The sequence below is a fragment of the Streptomyces incanus genome, assembly GCF_042656345.1.
GTDB lineage: Bacteria > Actinomycetota > Actinomycetes > Streptomycetales > Streptomycetaceae > Streptomyces > Streptomyces incanus.
Genome location: NZ_JBHSPC010000032.1, coordinates 259,705 through 271,107 on the forward strand (window position 1 = coordinate 259,705; position 11,403 = coordinate 271,107).

The 11,403-nt window shown below is 69.3% G+C and carries 12 protein-coding genes and 2 pseudogenes; 9 read left to right on the forward strand and 5 right to left on the reverse strand.

Annotated features, from left to right (window positions below; genetic code table 11):
- Positions 1-85 precede the first annotated feature (85 nt).
- The gene (locus ACFP2V_RS13105; protein ID WP_381210317.1) at positions 86-841 is read right to left on the reverse strand and encodes a transglycosylase SLT domain-containing protein; all 756 of its coding nucleotides are present in this window, start codon (positions 839-841) and stop codon (positions 86-88) included.
- Positions 842-1,305: 464 nt separating this feature from the next.
- Between ACFP2V_RS13105 and ACFP2V_RS13110 the strand changes: the two genes are divergently transcribed.
- The 3 genes from ACFP2V_RS13110 (at position 1,306) to ACFP2V_RS13120 (ending at position 3,595) form a co-directional block, all read left to right on the forward strand.
- Entirely contained in the window at positions 1,306-2,487 is a 1,182-nt protein-coding gene (locus ACFP2V_RS13110) for a GAF domain-containing sensor histidine kinase (RefSeq protein ID WP_381210320.1), read from the forward strand.
- Positions 2,480-3,121, forward strand: a complete 642-nt coding sequence (locus ACFP2V_RS13115; protein WP_381210322.1) for a response regulator — start codon at positions 2,480-2,482, stop codon at positions 3,119-3,121. Before ACFP2V_RS13110 ends, ACFP2V_RS13115 begins: the two co-directional genes overlap by 8 nt.
- Before the next feature lie 228 nt (positions 3,122-3,349).
- Positions 3,350-3,595: a chaplin gene (locus tag ACFP2V_RS13120; protein ID WP_381210325.1), complete on the forward strand. Its 246-nt coding sequence runs from the start codon at positions 3,350-3,352 to the stop codon at positions 3,593-3,595.
- 128 nt (positions 3,596-3,723) lie between these two features.
- Here ACFP2V_RS13120 and ACFP2V_RS13125 read toward each other — a convergent pair whose 3' ends face one another.
- Positions 3,724-4,512: a hypothetical protein gene (locus tag ACFP2V_RS13125; RefSeq protein ID WP_381210328.1), complete on the reverse strand. Its 789-nt coding sequence runs from the start codon at positions 4,510-4,512 to the stop codon at positions 3,724-3,726.
- 151 nt (positions 4,513-4,663) lie between these two features.
- Here ACFP2V_RS13125 and ACFP2V_RS13130 point away from each other — a divergent pair, with 151 nt between their 5' ends.
- The 3 genes from ACFP2V_RS13130 (at position 4,664) to ACFP2V_RS13140 (ending at position 7,192) form a co-directional block, all read left to right on the forward strand.
- Positions 4,664-5,461, forward strand: coding sequence for an ABC transporter ATP-binding protein (locus tag ACFP2V_RS13130; protein ID WP_381210331.1), 798 nt, complete (start codon positions 4,664-4,666; stop codon positions 5,459-5,461).
- 164 nt (positions 5,462-5,625) lie between these two features.
- On the forward strand, positions 5,626-6,057 hold the full coding sequence (locus tag ACFP2V_RS13135; protein ID WP_381210334.1) for an NfeD family protein: 432 nt from the start codon (positions 5,626-5,628) through the stop codon (positions 6,055-6,057).
- A gap of 181 nt (positions 6,058-6,238) precedes the next feature.
- Positions 6,239-7,192, forward strand: a complete 954-nt coding sequence (locus tag ACFP2V_RS13140) for an SPFH domain-containing protein (RefSeq protein ID WP_381210337.1) — start codon at positions 6,239-6,241, stop codon at positions 7,190-7,192.
- 90 nt (positions 7,193-7,282) lie between these two features.
- Here the strand turns inward: ACFP2V_RS13140 and ACFP2V_RS13145 are convergent, their stop codons facing one another.
- From ACFP2V_RS13145 to ACFP2V_RS13155, 3 genes are all read right to left on the reverse strand, one after another.
- The gene (locus ACFP2V_RS13145; RefSeq protein WP_055628024.1) at positions 7,283-7,789 is read right to left on the reverse strand and encodes an HNH endonuclease; all 507 of its coding nucleotides are present in this window, start codon (positions 7,787-7,789) and stop codon (positions 7,283-7,285) included.
- A gap of 201 nt (positions 7,790-7,990) precedes the next feature.
- Positions 7,991-8,530: a YbhB/YbcL family Raf kinase inhibitor-like protein gene (locus tag ACFP2V_RS13150; RefSeq protein WP_381210341.1), complete on the reverse strand. Its 540-nt coding sequence runs from the start codon at positions 8,528-8,530 to the stop codon at positions 7,991-7,993.
- A gap of 43 nt (positions 8,531-8,573) precedes the next feature.
- Positions 8,574-9,356 carry a sporulation protein gene (locus ACFP2V_RS13155; RefSeq protein ID WP_381210344.1) on the reverse strand — a complete coding sequence of 261 codons (783 nt, stop codon included), beginning with the start codon at positions 9,354-9,356 and terminating at the stop codon, positions 8,574-8,576.
- Between the two features lie 161 nt (positions 9,357-9,517).
- On the opposite strand from ACFP2V_RS13155, the pseudogene ACFP2V_RS13160 reads away from it, so the two are divergent.
- The 3 genes and pseudogenes from ACFP2V_RS13160 to ACFP2V_RS13170 form a co-directional block, all read left to right on the forward strand.
- A pseudogene (locus ACFP2V_RS13160) lies at positions 9,518-9,775 on the forward strand (DNA-3-methyladenine glycosylase); the annotation flags it as partial.
- A 14-nt stretch (positions 9,776-9,789) separates the two neighbouring features.
- Entirely contained in the window at positions 9,790-10,401 is a 612-nt protein-coding gene (locus ACFP2V_RS13165; RefSeq protein ID WP_381210347.1) for a DNA-3-methyladenine glycosylase, read from the forward strand.
- Between the two features lie 132 nt (positions 10,402-10,533).
- Positions 10,534-10,893, forward strand: a pseudogene (locus ACFP2V_RS13170) (DNA-3-methyladenine glycosylase); the annotation flags it as partial.
- Positions 10,894-11,403: the final 510 nt, after the last annotated feature.

Sequence of the window (11,403 nt, forward strand, 5' to 3'; positions counted from 1 at the left end):
GTACGTACGCCGAAGGGCGGCACCCCTGTCAGCAGGGGTGCCGCCCTTCGGCGTACGTGTTCGCGAGAAGAGGTCCGCGCCGACCTCAGTACGCGCTGTTGACGTTGTCGATGGTGCCGTAGCGGTCGGCCGCGTAGTTGGCGGCGGCGGTGATGTTGGCGATCGGGTCGTAGATGTCCCAGGACGTGCCGGGCACGTGGTACGCCTGGAAGGTCGGCGGGATCACCTGGAGCAGGCCCTTGGACGGGATGCCGTTGATGGCGTTGATGTCCCAGTCGTTGATCGCGTTCGGGTCGCCCGAGGACTCACGGATGATGTTCTTGTGCAGGCCGTGGTACGAGCCCGGGATGCCCTTGGCCTCCATGATGTCCAGCGACTCACGGATCCAGCCGTCGAGGGTGTTGGCGTAGCTCTTCTGGGCGGGCTTGCCGGCGTCGGCGCTCTTGCCGGTCTCGCCACCCCAGTGGCGGTCGCCGGAGCGGCTGGCCGCTTCCTCGGCCTGGCGCTCCCGCTCGGCCTTCTTCTTCGCGTCGGCCGCGTCGGCCTTCTTCTTGGCCGCGGCGTCGGCGTCGGCCTGCTTCTTCGCCGCGATCAGCTCGGTCTTCACACTGACGCCGGCCAGCTGGTCGGTGACGGTGCCCTTGACGTCCTTGATCGGTTCGGTGCTGTACGAGATCCGCGCGGCGGGGACCGCCTCGCTCGTGGTGGTCGTCGACGCGTCGCTCGGCGTGGCCGAGAAGCCGATGGCGGCGATGCCGAGGGCGGCGACACCGGCGACGGCGATCTTGTGATGGCGGTTCAACGCATGGGCATGACCACGGGTGAGGAAGTTCTTCGACATGAGTAGGAGACCTCTTCGACTAGCGCGGAGGTCGCTCAACGTCCGGCGGGGACAGTGGTTCTTCCGGCACGAACGCCGTGGGGGGACACCCCACGGCGCTGAGCGACGGGAGCCATTCTTAGCGGCCGCAAAATAGCGGGGCAAAGGTGTGACGTACGAAGGCGGATAGTGGATCAGGGTAGGACGTGAGGGGCGAATCGGGCCATACGCCCCGCCGAAATGCCCGTTTTTTCTCTCCTATCCACCTTCGTATGTGACGTGCGCCCTATGCCTGGCTTCACACCGGGCACCCGCAATCCTCACTGGGAGTTGCTGAAGCAAGCCGCTCAGTGAGAGGCCTCGGCCGGTGCTCCGGCAGGCGTCGGAGGGCTCCCGGTAGGCCCGAGGTCCTACGACCTCCGGTCCAGGTCACCGCCGTCACCGGACGGATCCGCGGCGGCGGGACCCGCCGGTACCGTGAGGACATGAGCCACGGTCCCCCGTCCGGCCTCGCCGCGGTGAGCACCGCGCTGCTGGCCATGAGCAGGCACCTCGAAGTGCGCGACGTCCTCAAGACGATCGTCGCCTCGGCGCGTGAGCTGCTTGACGCGCAGTACGCCGCGCTCGGAGTCCCCGACGACCACGGCGGCTTCGCCCAGTTCGTGGTCGACGGCGTCAGCGACGGACAGTGGAAGGCCATCGGCCCCCTCCCGCGCCAGCACGGCATCCTCGCCGCGATGCTCCGCGAGGACAGACCCCAGCGCCTCGCCGACGTGCGCAAGGACCCCCGCTTCGAGGGATGGCCCAGCGCCCACCCCGAGATGGTCGACTTCCTGGGCCTGCCCATCCGCGACGGCGACGAGGTCATCGGCGCCCTCTTCCTCGCCAACAAACTGAGGCCCGTGGGAGGACACCCTCCACAGGCCCCGGGCGGTCCCGAGCCGGAAGGCGTCTGCGGATTCACCCAGGACGACGAGGACGTCCTCGGCATCCTGGCCCAGCACGCCGCGATCGCCCTCACCAACGCCCGGCTCTACGAGCGCAGCCGCGAACTGACCATCGCCGAGGAGCGCTCTCGTCTCGCCCACGAGCTCCACGACGCCGTCAGCCAGAAACTGTTCTCCCTGCGCCTCACCGCCCAGGCGGCCGCCCGCCTCGTGGACCGCGACCCGTCCCGGGCCAAGGGAGAACTCCAGCAGGTCGCCGCACTCGCGGCCGAAGCCGCCGAGGAGCTGCGCGCCGCGGTCGTCGAGCTGCGCCCCGCCGCCCTCGACGAGGACGGCCTCGTCGCCACCCTCCGCACCCAGGTCCAAGTCCTCGACCGCGCGCACAGCGCGCGCGTGACCTTCACCGGCCACGGTGTGCGCGCCCTGCCCGCCACCCAGGAGGAAGCGGTACTGCGCGTGGCCCAGGAGGCGCTGCACAACGCGCTGCGGCACGCGGAGGCCGGCCAGGTCGACGTCACCCTGGAACGCAGGGGCAACGGCGCCGTCCTGCGGGTCGCCGACGACGGCAAGGGCTTCGATCCGGGGATCATCCGCCGCGCGGGACGCCATCTCGGACTGGTCTCCATGCGCGACCGGGCGAGTGGGGTCGGCGGCAGCCTGACCGTGGAATCGGCGCCCGGCAAGGGAGCCACGATCGAGATGGAGGTTCCCGGTGGCTGACGCGATCAGGGTGCTGCTGGTCGACGACCACCAGGTGGTCCGCCGGGGCCTGCGCACCTTCCTGGAGGTGCAGGACGACATCGAGGTCGTCGGCGAGGCCGCGGACGGCGCCGAAGGGGTCGCCCTCGCCGACGAACTGCGGCCCGACGTGATCCTGATGGACGTCAAGATGCCGGGCATGGACGGCGTGGACGCCCTGCGCCGGCTCCGCGAACTGGACCACCCCGCGCGCGTGCTGGTCGTCACCAGCTTCACCGAGCAGCGCACCGTGGTCCCGGCCCTGCGCGCGGGCGCCGCCGGATACGTGTACAAGGACATCGACCCCGACGCGCTCGCCGGGGCCATCCGCTCCGTGCACGCCGGGCACGTCCTCCTCCAGGCCGAGGTCGCCGGTGCCCTGCTGGCTCAGGAGGAGACCCACTCCGGCCAGGGCCGCGCCGGTTCGCTCACGGAGCGGGAACGCGAGGTGCTCGGCCTCATAGCGGACGGACGCTCCAACCGGGAGATCGCCCGCGCCCTTGTGCTCTCCGAGAAGACCGTGAAGACACACGTCTCGAACATCCTGATGAAACTCGACCTGTCGGACCGCACCCAGGCCGCCCTGTGGGCCGTACGCCACGGGCTGAGCACCTGAGCCCTCGGGTGCTCCCTGACGCCCGGGGCCCTGACGCCCGGGGCCCTGACGCCCGGGGCCCTGACGCCCGGGGCCCCGACGCCCGGGCCGGGCGGATGGTTCCCCTCCGGTCCGAGATTCATACCGTCGTGGGAATGTCACCCGTATGGCGCATCCTTCTTCGGCCCCCGCAGTTGTCCCGTACGTACCGCGGCGCCTGCCGCGGCGACCGCGAGGAGGGCTCGGAAAGTGAAGAACCTGAAGAAGGCAGCGGCCGTGACGATGGTGGCCGGCGGACTGCTCGCCGCCGGTACGGGCATGGCCTCCGCCACCGACGGCGCGCACGCCGACGGCACGGCCGTGGGCTCCCCGGGCGTCGTCTCGGGCAACGTCATCCAGGTCCCGGTCGACGTCCCGGTCAACGTGTCCGGTAACAGCGTCAACGTGATCGGCCTGCTGAACCCCGCCTTCGGCAACGTGGCGGTCAACGGCTGACGCCTGTCACCGAACCGGTGACGACCCCGGCCTCCCGGCCCCACCCGGGGGGCCGGTCGGCGTTGTCGTCGCCGGCCGGGGCTCCGGAGTCATAAGGATCGTTCCCCCGGCCACCGACGAACCGACACTCATCCGACGCCCCGCTCCCGCTCCTCCACCATGGAGTTGTACGCCGCGACCTGCGCCCGCCGGGCCGTCCGCTCCACCGGACGCAGAGCCTCCCCGCGGGCCGCCATCTCCGACGCGCTCACCGCGCCCCCGTGCCCGTTCGTGCGGGCCAGCGAGACCAGCGCCCCGACCCGCTGCGCCAGCTCCAGCACCCGTACCGCCCGCGGCGGATATCCCGGCGCCAGCACCTGGCGCCCCGGCTCCGCCCGCGCCCGGTAGGCGTCGATCGCCGCCTCGGCCACCGGCCCCGACCCGGCCACGTCCAGCCGCGTCAGGACCTCGATCGCCTCCCGCAGCGCCTCCGCCAGCTCCCGCTCCGCCTCGCCGAGCGAGGGCACATCGGCGGGCGGCGCCTCCCGTACCGGCAGGCAGTGCCAGACGACCTCCACATGCACATCACCCTCGGGTCCGGCCTCCCGCACCCGGGGCACCAACCCCAAGGCGACCCCGTGACCGACCACCGCCTCCCCGGCCTCCAGCGCCCGCGCGTTGAACTCCGGCGGCCCGCTCAGCCCCAGCGGATGCCCCGACGTGGGCAGCGCGACCCGCAGCCCGGTCAGCCCGAGCGCCCGCAGCCGGCCCAGCGCCAGCGTGAGGCCCACCGGCGCGGACTCACCCGGCAACCCCTCCACCCGGTGCACCGCGTCGTCGCCGACGATGGCGAGCACGGCGTCGTCCGGTGAGGCAAAACCGGCAACAAGGGCATTTCCCCATGAGGTGAGACGTCCTGAACGTGGTTCCGAGAGCATGCCCCCACCCTAAGGACCGGACCGATGGGATGTCCGGGTCAACCGGTGGCGTAGATTTCATGAAGGGCTGCGCCCACGGGCGCGGCGGACCGACCACAGGCGTACGACACAGCCGAGACCCGGCCACACTGCAAGGGGAGACAACGCGCTCATGAGCGATGTTCTGGAGCTTCAGGACGTATCCGTGGTCCGCGAGGGCCGGGCTCTGGTGGACCAGGTCTCCTGGTCGGTCAAGGAGGGCGAGCGCTGGGTCATCCTCGGCCCCAACGGCGCCGGCAAGACCACTCTCCTCAATATCGCCTCCAGCTACCTGTTCCCCAGCAACGGCACCGCCACCATCCTCGGCGAGACCCTCGGCACCCCCGGCACCGACGTCTTCGAACTGCGCCCGCGCATCGGCATCGCCGGGAACGGCATGGCCGACAAGCTCCCCGGGAACCAGACAGTCCTGCAGACCGTACTGACCGCCGCCTACGGCATGACCGCCGGCTGGCAGGAGGAGTACGAGGAGATCGACGAACAGCGCGCCCGCGCCTTCCTCGACCGTCTGGGCATGTCCGAGTTCGTGGACCGCACCTTCGGCACCCTCTCCGAGGGCGAGCGCAAGCGCACCCTCATCGCCCGCGCGCTGATGACCGACCCCGAACTGCTGCTCCTCGACGAGCCCGCCGCCGGCCTGGACCTCGGAGGCCGCGAGGACCTCGTACGCCGCCTCGGCCGTCTCGCCCGCGACCCGATCGCCCCCTCCATGGTCATGGTCACGCACCACGTCGAGGAGATCGCCCCCGGCTTCACCCACGTGCTGATGATCCGCCAGGGCAAGGTCCTCGCCGCCGGCCCGCTGGAACTCGAGCTCACCTCCCGCAACCTCTCGCTCTGCTTCGGCCTTCCGCTGGTCGTGGAGCAGGTAGGCGACCGCTGGACCGCGCAGGGCCTCCCGATGGCCTGAGGCCGTCGGCCCGAACCCGGCCTGCCCGGGGGAGGATTCAGGGAGCAGGTCCGGGGGCCCCGGGACGCACCGAGACTCGTCCCCCTCAAGAACCGGGCCAAGAAGGCCCGTTCACACCCCGGGCGCTCTGTCGGTGACCGGGTGCGCGGTCCTACCATGACCATGTGGACATCGATGCATGGCTCTGGTGGCTGATCGGCGCGGCTGTACTCGGCATTGCGCTGGTGATCACCGCGATGCCCGAACTCGGCATGCTCGCGGTGGGCGCCGTCGCCGCCGCGGTGGTCTCCGGAATCCTCGGTGCCGGCGCCGTGGTCCAGGTCGTGGTCTTCGCCGTCGTCTCGACCGCTCTCATCGCCGTCGTACGGCCCATCGCGAAGCGGCAACGCGCACAGCGCCCCCAACACGCCACCGGCGTGGACGCCTTGAAGGGCAGACAGGCGGTCGTACTGGAGCGGGTCGACGGCTCCGGCGGCCGGATCAAACTGGCCGGCGAGGTCTGGTCGGCACGCGCCCTCGACTCCGGCCATGTCTTTGAAGTCGGCCAGGAAGTGGACGTCGTGGAGATCGAGGGAGCCACGGCAATCGTCATGTGACCGCACGACCGACCGCACGACCTGTGCGACCGATCTCGTACGACGTGCTCCCACGGGACAACAACTGAACCGAACGGCCAGCGAGTTGCACTACGGTCTGGCAGACTCGACCAGCAAGATCTTCAACAGGCATAAGGTCTTTCGAAGGCGCCGAGGCGAAGAAGGGTACGGGGAACCGACGATGGAACCGGTCATCATCGTTCTGATCATCCTGGTGGTGTTGGTCTTCATCGCCCTGATCAAGACGATCCAAGTCATCCCGCAGGCAAGCGCGGCCATCGTCGAGCGCTTCGGCCGCTACACACGCACACTCAACGCGGGCCTCAACATCGTCGTCCCGTTCATAGACACCATTCGCAACCGGATCGACCTGCGCGAACAGGTCGTCCCGTTCCCGCCGCAGCCGGTGATCACCCAGGACAACCTGGTCGTCAACATCGACACCGTCATCTACTACCAGGTGACCGACGCGCGGGCGGCCACCTACGAGGTCGCCAGCTACATCCAGGCGATCGAGCAGCTCACCGTCACCACCCTGCGCAACATCATCGGCGGCATGGACCTCGAGCGCACCCTGACCTCCCGCGAGGAGATCAACGCGGCCCTGCGCGGCGTCCTCGACGAAGCCACCGGCAAGTGGGGCATCCGCGTCAACCGCGTCGAGCTCAAGGCGATCGAGCCGCCCACCTCCATCCAGGACTCGATGGAGAAGCAGATGCGCGCCGACCGTGACAAGCGAGCGGCGATCCTTCAGGCCGAAGGTGTCCGGCAGTCCGAGATCCTGCGCGCCGAGGGCGAGAAGCAGTCCCAGATCCTGCGGGCCGAGGGTGAGGCCAAGGCAGCGGCCCTCAGGGCCGAGGGCGAGGCCCAGGCCGTCCGGACGGTCTTCGAGGCGATCCACGCGGGCGACCCCGACCAGAAGCTGCTCTCCTACCAGTACCTCCAGATGCTCCCGAAGATCGCCGAGGGCGACGCCAACAAGCTCTGGATCGTCCCCAGCGAGATCGGCGACGCTCTCAAGGGCCTGTCCGGCGCCATGGGCAACTTCGGTGGCTTCGGCGGTGGCGGCAACGGCGGCGGCAACGGCAACTCGGGCGCCACCACGGAGCGCCGGGAGAAGCCCTCCATCGACTGACCGGATGACCGGCAGAACCCGATCGCCAGTACGGCGGGGCCCGCTTCCCCCGGGAAGCGGGCCCCGCCGTACTGGTACGAGAAGCAGGTTCTAGGCCGCGGGCTGGGCCAGCCACTCCGGCAGCGCGTCCAAGTCCTCCCGCCCCAGCGCCAGCAGCATCGCGTCCGCCGGAGTCGGCTCGAACGGCTGCCGCAGCAGTGGCATCCCCGCCTGCTCCGGAGTCCGGTTCGCCTTGCGGTGGTTGTCCTCCGCGCACGAGGCCACCGTGTTCAGCCAGGTGTCCTGACCACCGTGCGACCGCGGCACCACGTGGTCCACGGTGGTGGCCCGCCGCCCGCAGTACGCGCACCGGTTCCGGTCGCGCACCAGGACACCCCGCCTCGACCATGGCGCCCGTCTTCGGAACGGCACCCTGACGTATTGGCAGAGCCTGATCACCCGCGGCGCCGGTATGTCGACCTCGGCTCCCCGCATCCGCAGTTCGGGGTGGGCCTGCTCGACGACCGCCTTGTCCTGGAGCACCAGAACGACGGCCCGGTTCAGCGTCACCGTCGACAACGGCTCGAAGCTCGCGTTCAGTACCAGCGTGTCCCGCATACCAGCCCACCTTCCGTGTGCACCGGCCCACCCTTCGGCGGACTGGGATCAACTCTGGCCGGGCACGCCGGGATGGACAACGCAATATCCGCTGCTGCAACGGGAGGGGTGGCCCCCGCGCCCCCCGGCAACAAAAATGCCCGCCCCTGATCAATTCCGCGACCAGGGGCGGGCAAACGTTCCGTGAACGCCGGAACCGGGTCAGGAGCCGGCGGGCACCTCGTACTCACCGATCAGCTGGGCCCGCGCGAGCGTGTGGAACCGCAGGTTGAAGCCCACGACCGCAGGGGACGCACCCGAGTCCGGACCGAGCTTCTCCTGATCCACCGCGTACACCGTGAACACATACCGGTGCGGTCCGTCCCCGGGCGGCGGCGCCGCACCGCCGAAGTTCTTGGTTCCGTAGTCGTTGCGCGCCTGAATCGCGTCCTCGGGCAGCCCCTCGAACCCGCCGCTGCCCGCACCGGTCGGCAGCTCGGTCACCGAGGCCGGGATGTCGAACACCACCCAGTGCCAGAACCCGCTGCCCGTCGGGGCGTCCGGGTCGTAGCAGGTCACCGCGAAGCTCTTGGTCTCCGAGGGGAAACCCGTCCAGCGCAGCTGCGGCGAAGTGTTGCCGCCCGCGTGGACCTGGGCTTCCTGAAGTGTCGCACCCTCCGTGACCTCCTCACTCGTCACCGTGAACGACGGCACGGGCGGGTGGAAGTCATGGGGGAGCGGACGCCGCTCGAGTTCGGTCACCTCGGTACCTCCTGCTGATCGCCTGGGTTCGGTGGAACCGAGCCTAGAACCAGTTCCGCTTGCTGCCGACCTCGGACAGCCATTGGTTGAGGTAGGCGGCCCAGTCGGTGCCCTGGTAGTCGTTCAGCCCCACCTTGAAGGACCGGAAGGTGTCGCTGCCCTCACTGAACAGACCGGACTTCTTGTCCATCTCCAGCACGACGTCCATCGCCTGGTCGTCGGCCACGAAGGTCAGCTCGACCTGCTGCAGCCCGTGGTACTGCTGCGGCGGGAAGAACTCGATCTCCTGGTAGAACGGCAGCCGCTGACGCGTCCCCCGGACATGTCCGCGCTCCATGTCCGCGCTCTTGAACCGGAAGCCCAGATGGATGAACGCGTCCAGGATCGCCTTCTGCGCCGGCAGCGGGTGCACATTGATCGGGTCCAGGTCACCGGAGTCCACGGCCCGCGCGATCGCCAGCTCCGTGGTCACACCGATGTTCATCCCGCGCAGCGACTGCCCGTCGATCATCGTGATCGGCGTCTCCCAGGGGATTTCCAGCCCGAACGGGACCGCGTGGACGGCACCCGCCTCGAGTTCGAAGGCGCCACCGAGCCGCGACGTGGTGAACTCGATGTTCTGCTTGTACTCCTCGTCACCGCTCTCGACCTCGACCTTGGCCTGCAGACCGACCGACAGCCCCTCGATCTGCTGGTTCACGGACCCGCCCTGGATCCGCACCTCGCCCTGGACGACCCCACCCGGAACGACGTTGACCTCGTGCAGCTCCGTCTCGACCGAAGCCCCACCGGCTCCCAGGCTCGCGAGCAGCTTCTTGAACGCCATATCTCTCCCCTTGTCGTTCTTTACCGCGTCGTTGCACGTGTGGACCTTCGGTCCCTAACAACGCGATCAGGCCCTGGCCGGTTCCGTGTCCGTCACCCTTGCGAGTGCGGAACCCTGTGACCACCCCGTGGTGGCACCCGCCTGGAGTACTCTCGGACGCCATGATCGCGACCCCCGACCGTACGCTCCTGCTCAGGGAGTTCTTCGACCGCCCCGTCCTCGAGGTCGCCCCCGACCTGCTCGGCCGGCTCGTCGTGCGCACCGCCCCGGACGGTCCGATCACCCTCCGCCTGACGGAGGTCGAGGCCTACGACGGCCCCAACGATCCCGGCTCCCGCGCTTATCGAGGCCCCACCGCCCGCAACGGCGTGATGTTCGGTCCGCCCGGCCATGCGTACGTCTACTTCACCTATGGCATGTCAAGGCGGTCGGCATGAACGCCATGGATCTCGCCCACCCCGCTGAAGAAGCCGCCCCCAAGCTGCTCGGTGCCCTCCTCACCCACGAGACCCCCGAGGGAACCGTGAGCATCACCATCACGGAGACCGAGGCGTACTCCGGTACGGCCGACCCCGCCTCCCACGCCTACCGAGGCAGGACACCCCGCAACGCCGTCATGTTCGGACCCGCAGGACACCTGTACGTCTACCGGTCTCACGGTCTCCACTGGTGCGCCAACATCGTCACCGGGGCAGACGGCATCGCCTCAGCCGTCCTCGTCCGGGCAGGCAGGGTCATCGAAGGGGAAGACCTGGCACGCAAGCGGCGAGGGGGCAAGGTCGAGAGTCCACGTCTCGCGCGGGGTCCGGGGAACTTCTGCCAGGCGCTCGGCATCACGGCAGAGCACAACGGCACAGCCCTGCTGACGGGTGCCTCGGTCGTGCTGTCCGAGGGCGAGCCGGTACCCGCTGCGCTCATCCGGGTTGGCCCTCGGGTGGGCGTGAGCAGAGCTCACGACTGGCAGCACCGCTTCTACCTCGCCGGTGATCCGACAGTCTCGGCGTACCGACTGAGCCCGAGAGCCAAGCCGTCCGCCGGAGCCTGAGCCGCTGTGCGCCTCGCTCGCGGCTCGCCGGTGGGGCCCGAAGATGCGTGATCGCTCGTGAGCATGGCGCGTGACGTGTTCCTGGCCGGTCGGGTGACCGTCGACGTGCGCCGAATCGGGCCGGAGGGGTGGGGGCCCGAGTACCAGGCGAGCGGGGTGCTCCTGAGGGCAGGCGAGATCGTCGAGGGTGCCGAGCTCGCCCGTACCCGTCGCCTCTCGGCCCGTCATGACAAGGAACTGGCCACAGGCTCGGCCCGCCTGACAATGGCCCTGGAGGTGGACCGTTCCCTGGACGGTACGGACGCCTGTACCTCGGGCGACACCCCGCTGCGGGTCCTCGCCGGCGCCCCTGTCCCCTCCGGCCCGGTACGCAACGGCCCGCGCACCGGAGTCTCCGGCGACGGAGCCGCGCACCCCTGGCGCTTCCGGGTCGCCGACGACCCGACGGTGAGCCCGTATCGGGCCCATGTCCCGAAGCGCCGACGGAGTTGACTCGACCTTGGAAGGTGCGTAACGTAGTCCGAGCCGCTGAACCGGGTACGGCGTTCGCCTGCAGCCGGAAGCGGCCAACCCACTACTTAAGATCGCCCTCAAAAGGGTCGAGTTCTTCATGCTCGCATGCCTGAATTTCGAACCGATGAAGCCCGATTATGAATCGAGCGAGGGAATCGGTTAACGTAGTGAATGTCGAAAGGCCGACGGGCGAAAGCCCAAAGCGTGCCGACAACCCCACCGACTGGGAATCAGGCCCGAAAGAGTCTGATAGAGTCGGACACGCAAGACCGAAGGGAAGCGCCCGGAGGAAAGCCCGCAGGGGCGAGTACGAAGGAAGCGTCCGTTTCTTGAGAACTCAACAGCGTGCCAAAAATCAACGCCAGATATGTTGATACCCCGTCTTCGGCCCTAGCGGCCGGGACGCGGTTCCTTTGAAAAAACACAGCGAGGACGCTGTGAACGGCCGGGCTCATTCCGCCCGACCGTTCCGCTCTCGTGTGTGTCCTT